This is a genomic window from Geotalea toluenoxydans JCM 15764 (assembly GCF_001311985.1).
GTDB lineage: Bacteria > Desulfobacterota > Desulfuromonadia > Geobacterales > Geobacteraceae > Geotalea > Geotalea toluenoxydans.
Genome location: NZ_BBCJ01000011.1, coordinates 66891 through 88323, shown reverse-complemented (window position 1 = coordinate 88323; position 21433 = coordinate 66891). Strand labels below are relative to the sequence as shown.

Genomic DNA, 21433 nt, shown 5'->3' with positions numbered 1-21433 from the left:
TCCTCAGGCAGCAGTTGCCGGAGGCGGAACGAAGACCCGAGCTGCCATTTCCCCGTCCAGCATGAGCAGCCCATGGCCGTTGTCCCCTATCAGTCTCAGTTTGCCGATAAGATCCCGGTCATTTTCCTCTTCTTCGATCTGTTCGGTGACAAACCACTGCAGAAAAATGTGGGAGGCATGATCCTTTTCCTTCAGGGCCAGATCGGTCAGATCGTTAATGCACCGGGTAATGAACTGCTCATGCTTCAGGGTCTGTTCGAACATATCGAGCAGGGATTTATACTGGCCTGGAGGAGCAGACATGGCGGAAAGGCCGATAGATGCCCCCTGGCTATTGATGTAGTTATAGAACTTCATGAAATGAACCATCTCTTCCTGGTATTGGACCATGAACCAGTTTGCAGCCCCTTTGAGGCCGATGGAATTGGCATGGGAAGACATGGAGAGGTAGAGGTAGGCGGAGTATAATTCGATGTTCATGTGCTTGTTCAATGCGGCATACATTTTTTTGTTCAGCATAAATGTTCTCCTCCAGTTATAAATCCTGCAATCGCATATTAAGATTTTGGCCTGTTCCCTATTTTATCAAGAAATACGCTTATCAGGTCTATGGGCACCGGGAAAATGGTAGTGGAATTTTTCTCTGCCGCTATGTCCGTTAAAGTCTGCAAGTAGCGCAGTTGCAGGGACATTGGGTCAGCCGCAAGCACCTTGGCCGCGCCAGCCAGCTTTTCGGAGGCCTGCAGTTCACCCTCGGCATGGATTATCTTGGCCCTTCGCTCCCTTTCCGCCTCAGCCTGTTTAGCTATCGCCCGCAGCATTTCCTGGGGCAGGTCGATATTCTTGACCTCCACATTGGCCACCTTCACTCCCCACGGGTCGGTATGGCGGTCCAGGATTTCCTGCAACTGCTTGTTTATTTTTTCCCGGTTTGCCAGCAGTTCATCCAGTTCCACCTGGCCCAGCACGCTGCGCAGCGTCGTCTGTGATAACTGGCTGGTGGCGTACAAATAATTTTCCACGTCGATAATGGCCTTTTCCGGAGCGACCACCCGAAAATAAATAACAGCCGAAACCTTGACCGTGACGTTATCATGGGTTATGACATCTTGCGGAGCACGTCAAAAGCCACTGTTCGCAGAGATACCCGCACTAGTTTGTCAATGCCGGGAATGATGAAGAAAAGGCCCGGCCCCCGCACCCCGCAAAACGTCCCAGGCGAAACAGCACACCGCGCTCGTACTCGGGAAGAACTCTGATGGCGCTGGCGGCAAACATGATGAGCAGCACAATCACGAAAATAAATGGTATGTAATCGAAAATATCAAACATGTCCAAAGCTCCTTTAATGTGTAGTACCCAGCTATTCTTCAGGCATGCCTTATGCCTTCTTAACCTTTAATCGCATGCCCTCCACCGCCACCACGGCAACCTCCTCCCCTTTCCTGACAGGGCTGTCACTGGAGGCCTGCCAGTATTCCCCATGGACAAATACCTTTCCTTCATGGTTAAGGTCGGTCTCTGCCGTCCCCCTTTCGCCAATCAGCCCCGCGATACCGGTGAGCGGTTTTTTCCGGTGGGCCTTAATGGAAAGTGCAACCGCAGAAACGAAAAAGACGGTGGTTGCCAGAACGGTGACAGTAATGACGCTCCAGGAGACGCGAAGATACGGTTCAGAGCTTTCGAAAAGGAAAAGAGAGCCCAGAACCAGACATATCACCCCTCCCACTGTCAGCATGCCGTGGGAAATGATCTTTATCTCTGCGATGAACAGCACCAGGGCCAGTAACAGCAGGAGTACTCCTGCATAATTAACAGGCAAGGCCTGTAAAGCAAAAAAAGCAAGGATAAGAGAAATGCCGCCGACAATGCCGGGGAGCATGACGCCCGGATTGGAAAGCTCGAAAAATATGCCGAGAAAGCCGAGCATCATGAGGACGTATGCAACATTGGGATTACTGATGACATTGAGGATTCTTTCCTTGGCAACCATCTCATGTCCCCGGACTTCAGCGCCGGCCGTTTCAATGACCAGCTTTTTGCCATCCCTGATCAGGCTCAGACCATGGAGTTCAGCCAAAAGTTGTGCCTGATCGGCGGAGATCATGTCGATTATTTTCCCATCCAGAGCTTTATCGGCCGACAAAGAGAGACTTTCCCGAACCATCTGCCCTGCAAGTTTGACATTCTTCCCCCGCTTTGCGGCAATACCCTCCAGGTATGCTTCCGCGTCATTCACAACCTTATCCATCATGACCTTGTCAGGCTTTTCACCCATGGTAACGGGATGGGCAGCTCCGATATTGGTGCCTGGGGCCATGGCACAAATATCGGCGGCAAGGGCAATCACCGCGCCGGCGGAAGCTGCGCGAGCACCACTGGGAGCCACGTAAACGACTACCGGAATGGTGCTTGACATGATCAGCTTGACGCTGTCGCGCATGGCAGAATCAAGTCCGCCTGGAGTATCCATGGTAATCAGCACAAGATTTTCGCGGCCTGCTTCCGCCTCCTGCAAATTCCGCTGCAAATAACCGGCAACGACCGGGGTTATCGGACCACTAATGGAAATTTTGCGTACCACAGCTCCAGTGGCCCCGGCAGGGGGACAACAGATGAAGAGAAACAGACAGAAGAACAGTAAACGAAGCATTGACACTCCCATATTCATATCAGGAACAGTATACTTTGTGACCTGCCGGCGTCAAATCCCGCCTTGCCAATTTGACGGTAACATGTTAGTTTTTCACAATCTGGGAGCCTTCCGATGAAAGAACGCGTGAAAATCCTGCTCATAGAAGACGAAAGGCCGAGCCGCGAGGCGCTTTTACTCCTGCTGCAAGGAAACAGCTTCACCATAAAGGGGAGCGGTTCCGGCACCGAAGGCCTGAAGCTCATGATGAACGAGCGTTTTGATATCGTCATCACCGATTTGTTCCTTCCCGACATCAGCGGCATCGATATCCTGAAAAAAATAAAAGATACATCCCCCCACACGGAAGTCATCCTCATTACCGGCCACGCCTCGGCCGAGACCGCTGTCAAGGCCATGAAGGAAGGGGCTTACGACTACATCACCAAGCCACTCAACATCGATGAACTCCGTATCATCATCGATAAAGCAGTGGAGAAGAACCGGCTCGTCAACGAAAACGTCTACCTGAAAGAACAACTGCGGGACAGGTACGAATTTGCCAACATCATCGGCAGTTCCGAAGCGATGCAGCAGGTTTTTTCCAGGATGAAAAAAATCATCAAGACCGATTCGACCGTTCTTATCCTCGGCGAATCGGGTACCGGCAAGGAACTTGTAGCCAAAGCCGTCCATTTCAATGGAGCCCGACGGGATAAGCCTTCATCGCCATCAATTGTTCGGCAATCCCGGAAAACCTGCTGGAGAGCGAGCTCTTCGGCCATACCAGAGGCTCGTTCACCGGCGCCATCAAGGACAAGGTCGGCAAGTTCGAAGCGGCAAATCATGGAACTATATTTCTCGATGAAATAGGCACCCTGCCCATGCACCTGCAAACCAAACTGCTGCGGGTTTTGCAGGAGCAGGAAGTGGAAAAGGTAGGCTCCAACAAGCCCATCAAGCTGGATGCCAGGGTCATTTCCGCAACCAATGTGGATTTGGAGCAGGAAGTAAAACGGGGCACATTTCGTGAAGATCTCTATTACCGGTTGAATGTCATCCCCATAAACATTCCCCCCTTGCGAGAAAGGACCGAGGACATTTTCCTGCTTGTCAGACACTTTCTGGAGAAGAATTGCCGGGAAATGAAACGCCCGGCCATGAGCATCGACAAGGAAGCATACGAAGCCCTTGAATTTTATCAGTGGCCGGGAAATGTGCGGGAACTGGAAAATGTCATCGAACGGATCGTTGCACTCACGGAAGGGGACCACATCTCCCTGAACGATCTGCCGCCGAATATCGCCAGAGCCTATGGAGAGCAGGAAAGAGCGTCCACCAAGGTTACCGAGGACGGTGTCGATATGGCGAAAACTGTGAATGACATCGAAAGAAAGATGATCAGCGATGCCCTGGTCCTGGCCAAGGGGGTAAAGGCGAGGGCAGCGGCCATGCTCAAGCTGAACCGTACCACCCTGGTGGAAAAGATGAAGAGACTGGGGATGGAGGGTAAACATCTGCTACTACTGTGCGGAGACAACAAAATTTTTACCTAAACAACCAGTTCCTACCAGACAAAGTTCTTACCCCAAAATCACCTGCCCCTTTTGCAGAGACAACGAAGTTCTTACCAAACTCAGCACACATTGGTGTGTGAACTACTCGCGGGACTTAAACCTCAACAATAAGCAGAAATAGTCGTTAAGGATCGAATTTGGTAGATTCATCACGTAAAAGTCCGCAGAAAGTAGTGCGTGAAGTTATTGAGTTGTGCGCTGACTGCGACACCTGCCGCACGCTTATGGAGAAGGACTGTGTATTCTTTCCTGAACTTTATCGTCTCTCTGATCGGGAAAAGGAAGAGGAGATACCGGTTACCGAGGCGGAACTACGAGAGCTAGTTGAACTATGTACCCTCTGCGGCCTCTGTCCGTGCCCCAGGGTGCCCGAGGATCTGGTCAAGGCCAAGAATGGTTACGTGCAGAAGGAAGGCACTCCCATCTCAACCCGGCTGATGATCGATGTGCCACGGTTGGCCCGCTTATGCTGCACATTTCCACGACTATCCAAGGCGTTAACCAAAAATAAAGCCATGAGCACGTTGCTCCGGAAAGTCACCCGTACTAATCCTGCGCGGCAGTTCCCAACGGTTACAGAACCGGATTTTTTCAGTGGGCGAAAAAGAAAGGCTTAACTAACAGACTTCCAGGAAAACGCAACGTCACCTATTTTGCCGGCTGCACCGCGGGTTATCTCTTCCCAGAGGTCGCCCGGGCAACCGTAGAAGTCCTGGAGCGCAATGGTGAGACTGTCTATGTTCCGCCGCAGCAATGCTGTGGTATGCCGCATTTGGTGGAAGGCGACTTCGATGGCTCGCTGCAGCGGGCCGGTTTAAACATGGAATCGCTGCTGGAATCCGCCAAGACAGGGGATAATCTGGTCTGTTCCTGCCCTACCTGTGGGTACTTCATGAAAGTCTTACTCAAGGAAAGGGCCTACTTTTCAGATGATTACCAAGGATCGATCGGTGCTGGAGAAAACGAGATCAGGGTTCCTGACCCGAGTAGCGGCAACAACCAGTTCAGAATATTCAAAAAATCTGCCTACAAGGATATCCTTAAGATGATGGCTGTTTTTCTGCTCTCGATCCCATGTCCCGCATCGGGCTAGCCGATGCGCTTTGTGATGCTGGAGAATATCTGGCACACCTCCATGCTGAAGGAAGACTTGATACCTTCTTTAACACCATCAATGAACGGATGGTTTATTATGCACCGTGCCATCAGCGGGAACAGAAGATAGGTACTCCTTACTTGGACCTGCTGGCACTCATTCCCGGATTGAGCCTGGAATCGCTGGAGGAAACGGATTGTTGCGGGATGGGGGGCAATTTCGGCTTCAAGACTCATTTTCACGAAAAATCACTGGCCATAGGAAAGCCTCTAATGCTGAAAATTCGTCAGCACGCCCCCCAGGCAATAATCACCGATTGCCTCAGTTGTCGATTGCAGTTCAATCATGCACTCCCTTACCCGGTATTTCACCCTATGGAAATTCTGGCGAGGGCCTATCGAAATGCAGAACGAGGAGGAAACATCTCTTGATCAGTATCAACGAAGCACAACAGAACATTCTTGTACATGTATCGCCTCTGGAAACCGAAAAGGTCTCGGTGTTTCAGGGGCTGAACAGAGTAACTCCGGAAGACCATATAGCACCCTGGGACATCCCCACTGCCGACAACTCCGCCATGGATGGCTTTGCATTCTCTCACGCAACCATTGAGGATAATCGACTAAAGGTAACCGGCTTTCTACCGGCCGGAGAGTCGCGCACCGTACCAGTTCCACCCGGCGAAGCGGTACGGATCATGACCGGCGCACCGATTCCCCCCTCTTGTGATACGGTGGTGCCCATTGAAGATGTCGAGGAGAATGGCGACTGGATTCGCCTAAAGAGCGGGATCAAGGCAGGTGCTCACGTGCGCAAAAGAGGAGAGGACATTCAGCTCGGCAATGTCATCATCCCGGCCGGCACAGTGCTCAGACCCCAGGAAATAGGCATGCTCTCAGCCATGGGTACAACGGCACTGTCTGTTTATCGTCGTGCCAGAGTCGCCATTTTGGCCACGGGCGATGAACTGCTTGAACCGGGGTCAACACCGGCCCCCGGAAAGATCATCAACAGTAACAGCTACAGCATTGCTGCCCAGGTACTTGATGCTGGAGGAGACCCGGTACTGCTTGGCATTGCCGCTGATACCCTCGATGCCACCTGCGAAAAGATCAAAGCAGGTCTCAACGCAGACATGCTGGTCATTACAGGCGGCGTATCGGTGGGAGATCGGGATTTCGTAAAAATGGCTATTGAAGAGCTGGAGGGCACCATCAACTTTTGGAAGGTGAACATGAAGCCGGGGAAGCCTCTGGCATTCGCCATGCTTCAGGGTAAGCCCATCTTTGCCCTGCCTGGCAATCCTGTCGCCGCTATGGTTTCTTTCGAGCTGTTCGTTCGGCCATCACTTCTCAAGGCAATGGGGCACCGGCGGATCTTTCGCCCGACAGTCAGAGCTGCGCTGCAGGAATCAACAGCAAATAAAGGAAAGAGACCGCACCTGGTGAGAGGTCTCGTCTCGATCCAGAATGACCGTTATCACGCCTCCACTACCGGCAATCAGAGCTCCGGCCGCCTCTCATCCCTGATCCAGGGAAACGGCCTGATACAGCTGGCTCCGGAGACATCACATTCCCAGGGGGACGAGGTGGAAGTACTTCTGCTTGACCGGGAATTCGAAATGAGAACTCTTGCTGGTTGACCGGCTTTCAGCGACTCTGCGATTCAACCACAGCTGTCGAACCCACGGTTATCCCGAGAGGTGACCAAGAATCTCTTGACATCACTCCTGGCAAAGACTATATGACTGTATTGTAATATAGACATGGAGAAAATTATGAGTGACAAAGCCACCTTCAGAGCAGAGATACTCAAGGCACTCGCTCAACCTACCCGGCTGAAGATCGTGGATTTCCTCCGCGATGGTGAGCGATGCGTTTGCGAAATCTTTCCTGCCATAGGCGAGGAGCAATCGAACACCTCGCGGCACCTGAACATGATGATGGCCAGCGGCATACTTTCGCGTCGCAAGGAAGGCCTGAAAATCTTTTATGCCGTCAAGCACCCGGAGGTGCTGCAGATCGTCGATCTGGCAACGCTGATCATGACCCTGGAGATCACCGGCCGTCATAAGATTTTAAAGGCGGTCTGATGAACGATGGGGGAGCACATGAAGCATTTGCTTTAAGCTGCTATATGATTAATAACTCAATTACTCATGGAGTCCTTACATGTTGAAGGCATTTGCCGATTACCTGGTTTTTAATCTATTGCATCTCACCCCCGGCTCCCATAGCGGCGAAGCCCCTCAATTTTTTCATTTACGACACAATAAAGATTTTTCTGCTGCTGACCGTCATTATCTTCGTCGTCGCCCTCATCCGCTCCTGGTTCCCTCCCGAAAAAACCAAGCGCATCCTATCCCATAACCGCGAATATGTCGGCAACGTTATGGCTGCACTGCTGGGCATCGTCACACCCTTTTGTTCCTGTTCCGCTGTACCGCTGTTCATCGGCTTTGTGGAATCGGGCGTTCCCCTTGGCGTGACCTTATCGTTTCTCATTTCATCGCCCATGGTCAACGAGGTTGCCCTCATCATGCTCTGGGGCATGTTCGGCTGGAAGATAGCTCTCGTCTACATAGGAACCGGGCTTTTGGTGGCCATCTTTGCGGGATAATTATCGGCAGGCTGAAGATGGAAAAATACGTTCAGGATTATGTCTGGAAAATGCAGGTAGGCAATACAGAGATTGCCGAACAGCGTTGGTCAGAGAGATTTGTCTATGCCCGCCAGTACACCGCAGGCCTGTTGAAGAAAATCTGGCCGTATGTGGTAGTCGGTATCGGCATCGGGGCCTTCATTCACGGCTACGTGCCCCAGGATTTCCTTGCCCGTTGGGCTGGAAGGAACAATCCCTTCGCTGTGCCGGTGGCCGTAGCGCTTGGCGTGCCGCTCTATTCCAATGCCGCCGGGGTCATTCCCATCGTTCAGGCTTTGACAGCTAAAGGTATGGCCATCGGCACAGTGCTGGCCTTCATGATGGCGGTGACCGCCTTATCCTTGCCGGAAGCGATAATCCTCAGCAATGTACTTAAAAAACCGCTTCTCGCCACCTTCTTTGGAGTTGTGGCAACGGCCATAGTGGCCGTTGGCTATCTGTTCAACGCTATTCTCTAAAACATTTACAGGAGGAAAAAATGAAAGTCGAAGTGCTGGGAACCGGCTGTGCAAAGTGCAAGACCCTCTACGAGAATACAAAGAAGGCACTGGAAGAAAGCGAGACAATTGCCGAAGTAGTAAAGGTTGAAGATATCCCTTCGATCATGAAATACGGCGTCATGAGCACACCGGCACTGGTTGTCGACGGCCAGGTAAAGTTTTCCGGCAAGGTGGCATCCGTTGCCGAAATTCTGGAGGTGCTGTAATGAGATTGTTCATGATTGCAGCGATGCTGCTGTTAGCCACTACCGCTATGGCAGAGATGCCGTCCGCCACTGACGCAGTTATCAGCCAGGCGCTCACTTCCGGCAAACCTACGGTCATCGACCTGGGAGCTCGCACTTGTATTCCGTGCAAGAAAATGGCCCCCATACTTGAAGGATTATCCAAAGAGTATCGGGGAAAGGCCTCCGTTCTCTTCATTGATGTCCACGAGGACAAGGCCGCTGCCAGTAAGTTCCGCGTCCAGATGATACCTACACAGATTTTTTTCAATAGCCAGGGGAAAGAAGTGAAGCGTCATGTGGGTTTCATGGACAAGGCGGACATCGTCAAGGAATTGAAGGCAGCAGGCTGAAATGACCGTTTTCGACAATATCGAGCAAATCATCGCCCTCTACCCCATCATCGCCTTCGGCGCAGTCTTTCTCGCAGGAGTTCTCTCATCGGCTTCCCCATGCGTGCTGGCGACCATCCCGCTGGTGGTCGGCTTCGTCGGCGGTTACAGCGATGGCGACCGCATGAAGGCTTTCCGTTATTCCCTGGCCTTCATCCTTGGCCTGTCGCTTACCTTTACCGCCTTTGGTGCTGCTGCCGGGCTTCTGGGAACGATGTTCGGCACATTGGGTGGCCCTTGGTATCTGATTGCCGGAACTATCGCCCTGGTGATGGGGGGACAGATGATGGGTTTATATGAAATCAGGCTGCCCGTCAGACGCAACTACAAGCCGAAGCGCGGTGGGATCATCGGCTCATTCCTGCTGGGGCTGTTTTTCGGCATTGTCTCATCTCCATGCGCTACGCCGGTGCTTGTCGTACTGCTTACTCTGGTAGCGGGGAAAGGTCAGGTGTTGTATGGCATTGCCCTGCTCTTCTGTTACGCAATCGGACATTGCCTGCTCATGCTTTTTGCCGGCACCTTCACCGGATTTGTTGAAGGATTCGTCAAGGCGAGGGGGGTGGTTAACTTCTCCGCATGGGCCAAGCGGATCAGCGGAGGCGTAGTCGCCCTTGTCGGAGGATGGTTTGTCTGGCAAAGCTTTTAGCTGTCATGAAGGTTTGGGGAAGTTAGCGTCCCCCTGGCCGGGCGGGTTCAGTAGCCCCTGGTGCATTGGGCGACGATATCCGCTAACTCTGCATCGGACAGATCGTCGTCAAGGCGGATCGCACCATTGGCATCCCGGCGGAGTTCTGTTATCCCCGGATAATGCTGCTCCAGGTATTTCAGCTCCTGGCTTTGCTGTCTGACCGCCCGCAGCAGTCTCCTGTTCTCCGATTCCAGATCGTATTTTTCGATGGCAGAGCGGATAGCCAGCTTCAACTGGACCTCGTCCCAAGGCTTGACGAAGAAGCGGTAGATCTCGCCATTGTTGACCGCCTTCATGGTGGCATCGACGCTGGCGTGGCCGGTGAGCATGATACGCACCATCTCCGGATAACGCTCCTTTACCACGGACAAGAAGGTGGCTCCGTCCATGCCGGGCATTCTTTCATCGGAGATGACTACCTTGTATGATTTTCCCTCCATCAGCTGCAAAGCCTCTTCCCCACTATTCGCCCCTGTAGTTTCGTAGTTTTCATCAATCAGGGCACGTTGCAGTGCTGATATAACATAGGCTTCATCATCTACCAGCATAATATTAGTACTTTGGTTCATACATACCTCCCAGGCAGATATGGATTTATATGACCTCTTTAGGACTGCCGCAATTCGGACAGTTTAACCAACTAGTCTCTAAAGAGATCTTGCATGTCTTGCAGAAATTCTGACGGAATGAGCACAATAGGGACAAAACAGAAACTTGGCATCGAAGTTTCTATGGCAATTATCGCAGCATCTTTCATAAACGAGCTGTGGCCCTATTACGCGGAGCAACTCTTCAAGAGTAGTAAGTCCCATACGGACTTTTTCCAGACCGTCTTCAACCAATGTCCGCATCCCGGCAGCACGAGCCATCTCGAATAACTCTGTTTCGCGATACCCTGTGCTTATCATATGCCTGAAATCTTCATTCATGACGAAGACTTCATAGATGCCCGTCCGGGATGTATATCCCGTCTTATTGCACTGATCACACCCCATGCCTTTACTGACACCGTCAGCAAACAAACCAGGTGGCACCCGAAGAAGATCAAGTATGTCCGGATCTGGTGACACAGTCGTTTTGCAATGAGGACAGATTTGTCTTACCAGACGCTGTGCAATTATCCCTTCCAGTGCAGAACCAATAATGTATGGTTTAACCCCCATGTCAATCAAGCGGGTGATTGAAGCCACTGAGCTGTTTGTGTGAAGGGTTGAAAGTACCATGTGCCCAGTAAGAGATGCCTTGAAAGCGACATCAGCCGTCTCTTGGTCGCGGATCTCCCCGACTAGGATTACATCGGGATCTTGCCTTAAAGTAGCACGCAAGACTTGAGCAAAAGTCAGCCCTATCTTATCCCGCACCGCCACCTGGTTTGCATCCTCAAGAAAATATTCCACTGGTTCTTCGATAGTTTCAAAGTTTTTGCTGCTCTCAAGCATGGCGGCAAGAATCGAATAAAGCATTGTTGTTTTTCCGCTACCCGTTGGACCGGTTGTAACAATGACACCTTGTGGCTTCTTTACTATCATTGATATTTTTTTTAAGTCATCTTGAAGCACACCGAGTTCATCGAGGCTCCTGATTGCAGAGCTCTTATCCAGAATCCTCATCACGATCTTCTCACCATTTAGTGTCGGTAGTGATGAAACACGCATGTCTACAATACGAGTGCCCGCTTTAACTGTTATACGCCCGTCCTGTGGCTTGCGACGTTCGGATATATCCATTTTGGCAAGGATTTTAAGCCGAGAAATGATTGCTGCATGAAGATCAGGAGGTATCTTGATTTTGCTATGAAGGAGTCCGTCTATTCTGAAACGAATCAAGGTATATTTTGTTTTAGCCTCCACATGAATATCACTCGCCCTGAAGCGGATAGCTTCCGAAATGACGGCATTGACTATACGGATAACCGGCGGAACCTCAGACGAGCCTACCAGTTCTTGAATACTCACATCTTTTTCATCTTCTTCTATTACAATGTCAATTTCATCAAGTGGCTCTATATCTACACATTCATCAATGTCGTCAATATTATTTTCACCGTAAATTCTCTTTAAAAGTGCAACTATTTCTGAGCTCGCACTCAACAGAGCTGTTACCTTCAACCCTGTCATTGTGGCAATGTTGTCTATTTTATAGATATCCGATGGATCCGCCATTGCCATAGTCAGCTGACGTCCATCCATTTTTATAGGAATTATTCGATTTCTTTCACAAAGATCGCGGGGTAGGAACCTCGCTGCGGCCGGGTTCACCTCATACTCGCGCAAATCCACATATTCAATATTTAGGTTTTCCTGCAAAGCCTTTATTATTTTAGCCTCGCTGGAATATCTTAATCTGACTATTGCTTCACTAAGAAACTCTCCCTTTTCAATTTTTTCGAGTGCATTTTCAAGCTCTTCCTGTTTAATAACTCCACTTCTGACTAAGATGCTTCCCATCATACCATGGTTTTCATCAAAGAGGCTGCTATAGTTCTTCAATTTGAGCTGTTGAGTACGAGCTAAATCTTTTAGCCTTTTGTTCTCCTGAATTAAAGTGTACTGCTGGAGAGCTAAGCTTACCGTTAGACGCAGATCTTCATCATTCCAGGGTTTGGTAATAAATTTGTATACAGCTCCATCTTTTACAGCACCCATTATGGAATTGACATCCGCATGACCTGTCAACATGATGCGTATTGTCTGAGGCGAAAGTTCCTTGATAGCTTTCAGAAGTTCTGCACCTGTCATGCCTGGCATACGATGATCCGACACAACCAGATGAATCGGCTCGGCGTCAAACAAGGATAGGGCTTTTTCCCCATTCGATGCAGTAAGAATGTTGTAGTTTTCTTCCATGAAAATACGCCGCATTGCTGACAATACACCATCTTCGTCATCCACAAAAAGAATGGTAAATTTTTCTACACCTCCAGGTTGGCCGGGAGACACACTTACATCTCCCATGGGCTCATTGATTCCATCGGTATTAGTAGTATTGCGGAAAAGGTTGGAATACTTAGCCATGATTTATTCCTTACCCTGAGGAATTGTAATAATAAAATCAGCCCCACCATCAGCTGCATCTGCAACTGATACAGTTCCCCCGAGTTTCAAAACGCTGTCATACACCACAGCCAGCCCCATGCCTTTACCTGCACCCACTTCACGAGTAGTAAAGAAAGGTTCAAACACCCGGCCGCGATGCTCTGGAAGAATTCCTGGTCCATTATCAGCAATACTGATTCTGATTCGTTTCCCATCCCAGGCTGTAGCCAGAGTTACACGGAGACCATCCCCACGGGATTGGATTGCATTCTGTATAATGTTGAGGAAAACTTGACTAAGTACTGCCGCTTGAGCCTTGATAACAGGCAATGGTTGAAGATCACGTACAATCTCCACTTTGTTTTTTAATTGGTGACAAAGAACACTTAATGTCAGTTCAATTTCTCTATTCACATCAATGTCAATAAGCCCAACTTCATCGACATGAGAAAAACCTTTTAAATCAGCCACTATGTTCGTAACACGTTCTGCACCGGTCAAAGTTTGGGACAGAAGATCGCCAACATCTGTACACACCGTGTCTATTTTTAATTCTTGCCATTTTTGTTCTGCCTGTTCGATTAAAGTGGTGGTTGTCGAACCAATCTTGTTCAGATCTTTGAAGAAGAATAACATTGCACTGAGGCGATTGACATATTTTTGCAAGGTGTGAAGATTGCTTGTAATGAAGCCAAGGGGATTGTTTATCTCGTGAGCTATTCCTGCTGCCAGTTGCCCTATGGCTGCCATTTTTTCTTGCTGAAGTAGATGCGAATGAGCTTTTTTCAACTCGAATGTTCTCTCATTCACTCGTTTTTCAAGGCTCTCTGCCAGATCTCGATACCGTGCTTCTGATTGGCTTAACTGTTGGTTTATTTCAACAAGTTGCTCAAAGGATGTATTGACTACAGTAGTATGAATTTCTGTTGTAAGAATTCTTTTAAGGTTATTTGAAATTACAGCATTAAGCGCAACAGCCAATAGTTTACCAACTGCAAAAAGCAAAGGTTTTGAATCCTGATCTCCAAAAACATTTATAGTTCCTACCGGTTCCCCTTCCAATTTCAGGGAAAAAACAACTAAAGGTTCCGCCAGAAATGGACGCTGGGTGGCACTCCAAATCTCTATCCCGTCTGGGTCCAGTATGGTCACATTATCGGCGCCTGCCTGTACGGCACCTTCTAGAAGAGGAATAACCTCGGTATCTATTAAAACGTCATGCAGGCGCTTCTCATCGCCGACTACATATGAAATTCCTTCCTGTGAAGGCCGCATCTGTTTCAATCTCCTTCCTGCTCAGCAACGTTGACCATGCGATTCACAAATGCTCTTTTGTTAAGACCATGGTCGGACGCGATTCTGTAGCGATCATCAATTCTGTCGTAAAGGCGCTCGACCAGCAGTGAAAATGTTTCTACTACTCCCGATCCTTTAATAGCTGCTGCCATAGTCACGGGAATTCCGGTGGGCTCCCAAGTATGGAGAATATCCTCTTCTGCAACTATTGCCGATAAATCTCGCTTGTTAAATTGAATCACAAGCGGCACTGAATCAACATCCAGCCCTACCAAAGCTAAATTGTTTTCCAAACTTTCAAAGCTGGCAAGATTGTTCGTGCTTTGCGAAAGCTGGGAATCAGCAATAAAAGCAACGCCATCAGCTCTCTGTAATACAGCCTTACGTGTGGCGTCATGCCTTACTTGGCCTGGAACTGTGTAAACTTTGACTTTTATTTTTAACCCGCTGGGTGCAACAATGAAAAAAGGCAGAAGATCAAAATAGATTGTTCTATCGTCAGTTGTATCCAAGACCATTAGATCTCCTCGACCTTCATGTTTTAACAATTCATGCAATTGAAGAAGATTGGTTGTTTTCCCAGACATGGCGGGGCCATAATAAACGAGTTTCAGAACCATGCGCCGCTCTTTTTCATTGAATTCAATCATGATGGGAACCTGTTCCTTCAATCAAGAAGTTGAGTCTGTATATTGCAAAGTAAATACTCATTGTGAAACGAAAACAAACACTCCCCCTCGGGAGGATCGACACTGTAATATCGCTTCAGAGCGTGTATTTTAGCCTCATCCAATGTCGCCCCCTTGTTTAGAAGCAAAAGCCCCGTGCCGCTTATCACTTCTCTGGCCAGGACCATGCCTGTACATAAGTCCTTTGGTGAAATTTCTTGCACAACCATCGAACGATCTGTAAGACCAATATAATAACTAGTGGATACTTCCTGAACTGTTGGCAGCAGCTCTGGATCAAAAAAACTTTCTGCTTTTTCCTTTAGACTTTTCATTACTGATTCGATTGAAAGCGAAGCATCCATTCTTGAGATAGTCGTATCCACGAAATCTGCAATGGCGATTATACGTGCTCCAATCGGTATGTCTTTCCCAGATAGCCCATCAGGAAATCCTGTTCCATCATAGAGTTCATGGTGGTGACGAATTATCTGGCCTGCTGAGCGCAAACCTTCGACCACATCAACGACTGCCTGTCCCCGCACCGGATGCCGGGCATACTCTGTACGATCCTCATCATCAAGCAACTCATACCGCATCCTTAGTATGCTTGGTTCTATACCTATTTTCCCTATATCATGCAAAAGTGCAGCGACTCTTATAGTTTCGATTTCGTCTTCAGTTAACTGCAATTTGCGAGCGGACTCTTCGGCAACAGCGGAAACATTGTTAGAATGATTCTTTGCCAGTGAATCTAAAAGGCCGATGACACTAGAAAAGGCCAGAATTGTATTCTGCCAGTTCCTGGTGGCAATCTCGCCACTCAAGCGCAATTCCTCCATCTGCTGCCTTATCCTGGTCGTCTGTTCCATTAGGCGGCTCTTCAGTCCGTCGTTCCACTCCTGCAACTCGGTGTTCTGCTGCTTCACCAGTGCGGAAAGGCGCTTGTTCTCCATGGTCATCCGGTAGCGCTGGACGCCCTCTGTCAGGGTCTGCACAAGCATGCCGTCATCCCACGGTTTGGTGATGTAGCAAGAGGCCCCACCCTTGTTGATTGCGTCCATGGTGGCATTGATGTCGGCATAACCGGTCAATACCATGCGTATCGCTTCCGGAACCAGGCTCTTTGCCTGTTGCAGGAATTCCGCTCCCGTCATTCCCGGCATTCGCTGGTCAGAAAGAATCAACGCCACATCCGGGTGCGCCTGCAGAACGCTGAGCCCTTCGCTTCCCGAACCGGCAGTCAGTACATTGATGTCGTTCTCTTCCATCAGCAGGCGGACAATGGCCCGGAGAATGTTTTCTTCGTCGTCGACGACAAGGATGGTGCTTGTGGTTTTGGCTACCATTGTTCTTTATTCCTCTGAGCCGGTTTTTCCGTATCCAGTGTTTGGAAAAACAAGTCTACCAGCCGTCCTTCCAGGTGGTTTCCTCGCATATCTCCCATGAGCTTGTGCGCCTTTGCGAAACTCATGGCGGGCTTATAAGGTCGATCCGTAGTCAGGGCGTCGAAAACGTCGGCAACGGCCACTATCCGTGCCTCCAGAGGGATCGAGACCCCTTTCAGACCGAAGGGATACCCGGTTCCATCGAAGCGCTCATGGTGATGGCGGATAATGTTGATCAAAGTAGGGGATAAGTTGGCCTGCTGGGCCACGTTGGCTCCCCACTCGGGATGCTTCCTGACAACGATCATTTCCTGCTCCGAAAGCGTGCAGGTAGAATTGAGGATTGTCTCAGGTACGCCGATCTTGCCGCAGTCATGCAGCCAGCTGCCGTAACGGATCTCCCGGGATGTGGTCGAGGGAAGCCCCAAGAGCTCGCATATTTTTAAAGCGTGGTCGGCAACCCGGTTACAGTGCCCGCGGGTGTAATGGTCTTTCAGCTCGATAGTCTCGGCCAGTGAATGGAGAACACCTTCATCATGTTGCCTGAGGGCGTCCCAGATACGGAAACGGGCAACCCCTTCGCTGACCGCCTGGTATAGCTCCTCATTTCGCCAGGGCTTGACGATGAATCTGAAGACCTCGCCACTGTTGATCGCCTGCAGTGCCGTATCCAGATCGGCATGGGCTGTCAGCAGACATTTGACGGTCTCCGGTGATTCCTCCTTGATCCGCGTCAACAGTTCGATGCCTTTCATTTCAGGCATCATGTTGTCCGAAACGATAACGGCAAACTTTTTAGTGCGACACAGTTCCAGTGCCTCTATTGGGCTACGGGTAAAAACGGTTTCCAGGCCGCTTTCCGAGAAGACCCGCTGCAAGGCGTTAAGCACATGTTGTTCATCATCAACAAAAAGGATCAGTTCGCTCATGCTGAAGACTCTCCTGTCAGGACTATGACGATGGCAGGTGTTGCACCCTGATCCAATGCGGTCGCATCAGCGCGCAACATCCTGCCGTCGGCGGCAACGCCGGTCCAGCTTTTCTCTCCTGCCAAAACCCGGCCTATAAACCGCAGATATCAGCCGGGAGTACCTGGCCCATGGGCCGGCTCAGGCATTCGTCCCTATCCCTCCCCAACAGCAGGGCGGCAGCCTTGTTCATCTGCATGACCGTGTCGGCGAGGACCGACAGTACGCCGAAGGGAAGGCTGTCCAATATTATGAAATGATCAAGGCCGTGGGGGCACCGAAACTTGCTGTTGATCAACTGCACCGCTCAAATGCTCCAGAGCCAGGGACTTGGCATGGAGTTCTTCGGACAACTTTGCGTTTTCCCGATGAAGGGCGAACATCTCCACTGCCTTGGCAATGGTCATCCTCAGCTCGTCTTCGTTCCAGGGCTTGGGGATGAACCGGTAGATCTCCCCCTCGTTGATCGCCGCAACGACAGCAGCGGTATCCGCATAGCCGGAGAGGACGATGCGGATGGTTTCCGGACGGAGACTGCACGCCTTCTTGAGGAATTCCACTCCATTCATGCCAGGCATGCGGTAGTCCGAGATGATCACATGGACATTCTCGCTGCTGGAGAGTTTTTCCAATCCCTCCTCCCCGGAAGACGCAGTGATGATCTCGTAGTCCTCATCGATAAACATTCTTTCAATTGCGCGGAGCACGTTCCGCTCGTCATCCACGCAAAGAATTCTCACGGTTTCATCCATTGGCTACTCCACAGGAATACGGATAGTGAAGGTCGTTCCCTGTCCCGGTTCACTGGTAACATCTATAGTCCCTTTATGTTTGTTGATGATGTCGAAACTGATGGAAAGGCCTAGCCCCGTTCCTTTTCCCACTTCTTTAGTGGTAAAGAATGGATCGAAAATCTTGCCGATCACTTCCGGCGTGATCCCGCAACCGGTGTCGCTGATGGCAATGCAGGCGGTCTTGTCCTCGCACCAGGTCGCAATCCTGATTTCCCCACGCTCCTCGATGGCATGGGCGGCATTGATCAGCAGATTGAGGAATACCTGGTTCAGCTGCTGGGGAAAGCATTTGACCTGGGGCAGTTCGCCGTAATCCCGGACTAGCGTCACCTTGTATTTCAACTCATTCCAGGCGATCATGATGGTACTCTCCAGGCATTCGTGAAGGTCCATATACTTGCTTTCCGCATCTTCAATCCGGGAAAATGATTTCAGGTTCTGGACGATATGCTTGACCCGTTCGGCACCCTCCGTCGACTCGGACAACAGGTTCCGGACATCATTAAGTATGTAGTCCAGCTTGTACCGCGTACACAGTTCTGCGATCTCAGTACGGACTTCGGCCGGGGCGGTGTCGTTAATGGCGGCGCTCTGGGCGGCAATGATTCCCTGAAGTCGTTCCAGGTACTTGCCCATTGTTCCCAGATTGCTTGAAATGAAGCCGATGGGATTGTTGATCTCATGGGCAACACCCGCCGCAAGCTGGCCAAGGGACGCCATCTTCTCATTCTGAAGCAATTGTCTGTGGGTGCTTGTCAGGTCCTCATAGGTCCTGAACAACTCCTGGGAAACCAACTTGATCTGAGTCAAATCATGGAGGGTAATGACTGCCCCGTCAGCATCCCCGTAAGGGTAGCTGCTCAGATCGAACCAGCGGTTGGTCGGCTCATGATGGAACTCGGTCTTCCTGCTGTCCCGGTCGAAGGTAAAACCGAGGGAGGCGCAAAGATCGGGCCATTTGCTGGAAATGAGGCCGGCATAGGAAATGCCGCAGAATTCCATGAACGACTTGTTGCAGCGTCTGACATGATCCTGGCCGTCTATGAGGATGACCATGTCGTCGATGCAGTCCATGGTCTTTTCCCACTCCCGCTTGCCCTGCTCCACCTGTCTGAACAGGTTGTGGAGTTCTTCATGTTTCGCCACCAGCTCAGCCTGCTGTTTTCTCAGAGCCTGCTCGTTATTCCTCAGAGCAGTAATGTCCTCCTCGACAATAACGATATTCGTTATGGTCCCGGCCGGGTCCGTCACCGGCATCACGGTAACAGTCTGCCAAAAGGCGGTTCCATCTTTCTTTCGGCTCGTGAGTTGCACCTGCCAAGCATCTCCTGCAGTTATGGTCTGCCACACCTGATGGTACAGCTGCGGCGATTGCTGCTCCGGATCGAGAACCGACGGTTTCCGCCCCAGTATCTCCTCTTTGCTGTATCCGCTGATTTCGCAGAATTTCCGGTTCACATACTGGATCGAGCCTTCCAAATCGGTAATGATGATTGAGCTGGCGCTTTGATTTATGGCCTCGGAAAAGAGCCTGAGGCTGTCCTCCGCTGCCTTACGCTCGGTGATGTCGTAAATGGTTTCTACGACGGCCACCTTTTTGCCATCACTGAAGATGGGGGCGGCATCTAAGATCAGGTAGCGTTTTTCTCCGTTGAGCATTTCAAACCACTGTTCGCAGCGAATGGATTCCTGGGTGAGGGGATCTTTGAAACAGTGCTGGTAACAGCGCTCGATGTCCCCATTGAGACCATCCAGAACCAGGTCGCTCAGGGTCGGTCGTTGATCCCCATAAAAAGGCTGCCATTGCAGGCTGGTCCCCAGGACATCGGCGGCGGCCTTTCCTGTCAGTTCCACCATGGCACGGTTCCAGGCAATGACCTTATGATCGGCATCGATGACAAAAACCGGCGTGAGAATGCTATCGACGATGCTTTCGCTGAAGACTCTCTGGTCATTAAATTTCTGCTCCAGGATAATCCGGTGAGTGACGTCCCTGAAACTGGCGCGGATCGCTATGCGGCTGCCGTCCGATGCGACAACGGTATGACAGACATGGTTGAACCACCTGGTCTCTCCGTTTTTGGTGATGATCCTGATGTCGAAGCTTCTACCGCGGCCTTCCTCGTCCGGCAGTTCATAATGATGAAGCCATGCGTGCAGGTCCTCGGGATGAACGATTCTTTCGAGAAAGCGGGGATTACCGTGGAAATCCTCTTCCGTGTAGCCGGTCAGCTTGAGGCAGTTGCCCGACACATATCGTACGGACTTGTCCGGATTGAGCAGGATGGCCAGTTCCGAAGTGAACTCGGCGAGAATCTTGTAAAGCTCCTGGTTCTCGTGGAGCAATTCTTGTTTTTCGTCCATCTGGCGAATCATGTCGTTGAAGGCTGTAGCCAAAGCCCCCAACTCGTCTTCGGTATTGAAATTGATGAACCTTTCTTCTCCCCGTTTTGTCGGCAGCTTCTTCACATGGGAGGTCAGCCTCACTACGGGGCCGACGATTTTTCCAGTCAAGAAATAGGAGATAACCAAGGAGGCAACAAAAGCCATGCAGAATATGGCAGCCATTAAGTAGTTGATCCGACTTATGGGTGCATATGCCTCGGAGAGAGGATAATGAATGGCTAGTATCCAGTCGGCATTGACCAGGGGTTTGAAGGAAGAAATCCCTTTGGCGCCCATACTGTTCGTGTTTTCCATGCTGCCGGTAAAGTTGCTTTCGATGGCAGAATCGAGCCCAGGGTTTGCGCCCGGCAGAATAGTCTCGGTAATGCGTCGCTGGTTTGGATGCATGATCAGCATGCGCTTCCCGTTGATCAGGTAGATGAAACCCTTATTGCCGATCCGTAGTTTGTTCAGATCGGCAAGGTAGCTGTCATGCAGCAGATCGTTGGAACCGGCAAGAACGCCGATGGCCCTGCCATCATGAACGATAGGGACACTCAGGGTGACCATAGGATGGTGGGGGGACGCGGCCTCTATATAGGGGTTGGAAAGAAATGATTTGCCATGCTTGAGGGGAAAGGAGACATAGTCCTCGTTCAGCAATGACTTGGTCGGGGCGGCGCCCTCAGAACCTGTTTTCGCAACGACACGTCCCTTAGTATCGATGATGCACAACCCACCGTTGAAGTGCTGTTTGTCTTTCCATAAGGAAATGATCTTACGGTTAGTTTCAGTATCTCGAAGGTCCTTGTCGGCAAGACCCAACGCCAGATGCTCCAGCATATGCCGTGAATGGGCAATCTGCTCGTCGAGCGGCCCCGCTACTAAGGACAACAAAGCGGACTGCTGCTTTGCAACCTCATCCTTGAGTACCTCGATCACATAGTGATGACCAATGACACTGATCGCTCCCATCAAAAGCGAAACAAAGATGGAAATGATGGTCGCGGTTTTTGTTTTGATGCTCATGCTGATGGTCTTCACCTGAGTTCCCCGGACATGCACCCGATTAAATCATTCAGGAGCTGCGACTGAAAGGTGTTCCGTACCTGAAACATCTATCGGT

At 50.5% G+C, this 21433-nt stretch carries 18 protein-coding genes and 4 pseudogenes; 10 read left to right on the top strand and 12 right to left on the bottom strand.

Features of this window, described 5'->3' with window-relative positions:
• Positions 1–3: 3 nt before the first annotated feature.
• The 3 genes and pseudogenes from JCM15764_RS09035 to JCM15764_RS09025 all read right to left on the bottom strand — a co-directional run bounded on the left by JCM15764_RS09035 (position 4) and on the right by JCM15764_RS09025 (position 2653).
• Positions 4–519 (bottom strand): ferritin, encoded by a 516-nt coding sequence (locus tag JCM15764_RS09035; protein WP_054694884.1) that lies wholly within the window; start codon positions 517–519, stop codon positions 4–6.
• A gap of 38 nt (positions 520–557) precedes the next feature.
• Positions 558–1332, bottom strand: a pseudogene (locus tag JCM15764_RS09030) (slipin family protein).
• Between the two features lie 49 nt (positions 1333–1381).
• A complete protein-coding gene (locus JCM15764_RS09025) occupies positions 1382–2653 on the bottom strand; it encodes an NfeD family protein (RefSeq protein ID WP_243688642.1) in 1272 nt (423 codons plus the stop codon).
• 114 nt (positions 2654–2767) lie between these two features.
• Here JCM15764_RS09025 and JCM15764_RS09020 point away from each other — a divergent pair.
• From JCM15764_RS09020 to JCM15764_RS08975, 10 genes and pseudogenes are all read left to right on the top strand, one after another.
• Positions 2768–4188, top strand: a pseudogene (locus JCM15764_RS09020) (sigma-54-dependent transcriptional regulator).
• A 194-nt stretch (positions 4189–4382) separates the two neighbouring features.
• Positions 4383–4826: a (Fe-S)-binding protein gene (locus JCM15764_RS09015; protein ID WP_054694878.1), complete on the top strand. Its 444-nt coding sequence runs from the start codon at positions 4383–4385 to the stop codon at positions 4824–4826.
• A gap of 38 nt (positions 4827–4864) precedes the next feature.
• Positions 4865–5302 (top strand): annotated as a pseudogene (locus tag JCM15764_RS09010) (heterodisulfide reductase-related iron-sulfur binding cluster); the annotation flags it as partial.
• Complete coding sequence (locus JCM15764_RS09005; RefSeq protein WP_054694872.1) at positions 5284–5736, top strand: heterodisulfide reductase-related iron-sulfur binding cluster; 453 nt, start codon at positions 5284–5286, stop codon at positions 5734–5736. The pseudogene JCM15764_RS09010 and the gene JCM15764_RS09005, both read left to right, overlap by 19 nt.
• Positions 5733–6947 carry a molybdopterin molybdotransferase MoeA gene (locus JCM15764_RS09000; protein WP_054694869.1) on the top strand — a complete coding sequence of 405 codons (1215 nt, stop codon included), beginning with the start codon at positions 5733–5735 and terminating at the stop codon, positions 6945–6947. The genes JCM15764_RS09005 and JCM15764_RS09000 overlap by 4 nt, the downstream gene beginning before the upstream one ends.
• 135 nt (positions 6948–7082) lie before the next feature.
• A complete protein-coding gene (locus JCM15764_RS08995; RefSeq protein ID WP_054694864.1) occupies positions 7083–7397 on the top strand; it encodes an ArsR/SmtB family transcription factor in 315 nt (104 codons plus the stop codon).
• A 92-nt stretch (positions 7398–7489) separates the two neighbouring features.
• Positions 7490–8424, top strand: a pseudogene (locus JCM15764_RS28070) (permease).
• A 20-nt stretch (positions 8425–8444) separates the two neighbouring features.
• Entirely contained in the window at positions 8445–8672 is a 228-nt protein-coding gene (locus tag JCM15764_RS08985) for a thioredoxin family protein (protein WP_054694861.1), read from the top strand.
• Positions 8672–9043, top strand: a complete 372-nt coding sequence (locus JCM15764_RS08980; RefSeq protein ID WP_054694858.1) for a thioredoxin family protein — start codon at positions 8672–8674, stop codon at positions 9041–9043. The genes JCM15764_RS08985 and JCM15764_RS08980 overlap by 1 nt, the downstream gene beginning before the upstream one ends.
• Before the next feature lies 1 nt (position 9044).
• Positions 9045–9731: a cytochrome c biogenesis CcdA family protein gene (locus tag JCM15764_RS08975; RefSeq protein WP_054694855.1), complete on the top strand. Its 687-nt coding sequence runs from the start codon at positions 9045–9047 to the stop codon at positions 9729–9731.
• Positions 9732–9778: 47 nt separating this feature from the next.
• Here JCM15764_RS08975 and JCM15764_RS08970 read toward each other — a convergent pair whose 3' ends face one another.
• The 9 genes from JCM15764_RS08970 to JCM15764_RS08930 all read right to left on the bottom strand — a co-directional run bounded on the left by JCM15764_RS08970 (position 9779) and on the right by JCM15764_RS08930 (position 21351).
• Positions 9779–10342 (bottom strand): response regulator, encoded by a 564-nt coding sequence (locus JCM15764_RS08970; RefSeq protein ID WP_054694851.1) that lies wholly within the window; start codon positions 10340–10342, stop codon positions 9779–9781.
• 78 nt (positions 10343–10420) lie between these two features.
• A complete protein-coding gene (locus tag JCM15764_RS08965; RefSeq protein ID WP_243688639.1) occupies positions 10421–12787 on the bottom strand; it encodes an ATPase, T2SS/T4P/T4SS family in 2367 nt (788 codons plus the stop codon).
• A 3-nt stretch (positions 12788–12790) separates the two neighbouring features.
• Positions 12791–14083: a sensor histidine kinase gene (locus JCM15764_RS08960; RefSeq protein ID WP_054694848.1), complete on the bottom strand. Its 1293-nt coding sequence runs from the start codon at positions 14081–14083 to the stop codon at positions 12791–12793.
• Between the two features lie 5 nt (positions 14084–14088).
• Positions 14089–14754, bottom strand: a complete 666-nt coding sequence (locus tag JCM15764_RS08955; RefSeq protein ID WP_054694845.1) for a GTP-binding protein — start codon at positions 14752–14754, stop codon at positions 14089–14091.
• 17 nt (positions 14755–14771) lie between these two features.
• Positions 14772–16121 carry a response regulator c-di-GMP phosphodiesterase, NosR family gene (gene nosR / locus JCM15764_RS08950; RefSeq protein WP_054694842.1) on the bottom strand — a complete coding sequence of 450 codons (1350 nt, stop codon included), beginning with the start codon at positions 16119–16121 and terminating at the stop codon, positions 14772–14774.
• Positions 16115–17089: an HD domain-containing phosphohydrolase gene (locus tag JCM15764_RS08945; RefSeq protein WP_054694839.1), complete on the bottom strand. Its 975-nt coding sequence runs from the start codon at positions 17087–17089 to the stop codon at positions 16115–16117. The genes nosR and JCM15764_RS08945 overlap by 7 nt, the downstream gene beginning before the upstream one ends.
• Positions 17086–17214 (bottom strand): hypothetical protein, encoded by a 129-nt coding sequence (locus JCM15764_RS26360; protein WP_279384343.1) that lies wholly within the window; start codon positions 17212–17214, stop codon positions 17086–17088. The genes JCM15764_RS08945 and JCM15764_RS26360 overlap by 4 nt, the downstream gene beginning before the upstream one ends.
• A gap of 174 nt (positions 17215–17388) precedes the next feature.
• Positions 17389–17880, bottom strand: coding sequence for a response regulator (locus JCM15764_RS08935; RefSeq protein ID WP_054694833.1), 492 nt, complete (start codon positions 17878–17880; stop codon positions 17389–17391).
• A 3-nt stretch (positions 17881–17883) separates the two neighbouring features.
• Positions 17884–21351, bottom strand: a complete 3468-nt coding sequence (locus tag JCM15764_RS08930; protein WP_054694830.1) for a HAMP domain-containing histidine kinase — start codon at positions 21349–21351, stop codon at positions 17884–17886.
• Between the last annotated feature and the right edge of the window lie 82 nt (positions 21352–21433).

Bases quoted from the DNA above. Each gene is read 5' to 3' on its own strand.
- JCM15764_RS09035 (WP_054694884.1), bottom strand. From the start codon at position 519: ATGCTGAACAAAAAAATGTATGCCGCATTGAACAAGCACATGAACATC.
- JCM15764_RS08945 (WP_054694839.1), bottom strand. From the start codon at position 17,089: ATGAGCGAACTGATCCTTTTTGTTGATGATGAACAACATGTGCTTAAC.
- JCM15764_RS09005 (WP_054694872.1), top strand. From the start codon at position 5,284: ATGTCCCGCATCGGGCTAGCCGATGCGCTTTGTGATGCTGGAGAATAT.
- JCM15764_RS08980 (WP_054694858.1), top strand. From the start codon at position 8,672: ATGAGATTGTTCATGATTGCAGCGATGCTGCTGTTAGCCACTACCGCT.
- JCM15764_RS08985 (WP_054694861.1), top strand. From the start codon at position 8,445: ATGAAAGTCGAAGTGCTGGGAACCGGCTGTGCAAAGTGCAAGACCCTC.
- JCM15764_RS08995 (WP_054694864.1), top strand. From the start codon at position 7,083: ATGAGTGACAAAGCCACCTTCAGAGCAGAGATACTCAAGGCACTCGCT.
- JCM15764_RS08935 (WP_054694833.1), bottom strand. From the start codon at position 17,880: ATGGATGAAACCGTGAGAATTCTTTGCGTGGATGACGAGCGGAACGTG.
- JCM15764_RS08975 (WP_054694855.1), top strand. From the start codon at position 9,045: ATGACCGTTTTCGACAATATCGAGCAAATCATCGCCCTCTACCCCATC.
- JCM15764_RS08970 (WP_054694851.1), bottom strand. From the start codon at position 10,342: ATGAACCAAAGTACTAATATTATGCTGGTAGATGATGAAGCCTATGTT.
- JCM15764_RS08955 (WP_054694845.1), bottom strand. From the start codon at position 14,754: ATGATTGAATTCAATGAAAAAGAGCGGCGCATGGTTCTGAAACTCGTT.
- JCM15764_RS08960 (WP_054694848.1), bottom strand. From the start codon at position 14,083: ATGCGGCCTTCACAGGAAGGAATTTCATATGTAGTCGGCGATGAGAAG.
- JCM15764_RS09025 (WP_243688642.1), bottom strand. From the start codon at position 2,653: ATGCTTCGTTTACTGTTCTTCTGTCTGTTTCTCTTCATCTGTTGTCCC.
- JCM15764_RS08965 (WP_243688639.1), bottom strand. From the start codon at position 12,787: ATGGCTAAGTATTCCAACCTTTTCCGCAATACTACTAATACCGATGGA.
- nosR (WP_054694842.1), bottom strand. From the start codon at position 16,121: ATGGTAGCCAAAACCACAAGCACCATCCTTGTCGTCGACGACGAAGAA.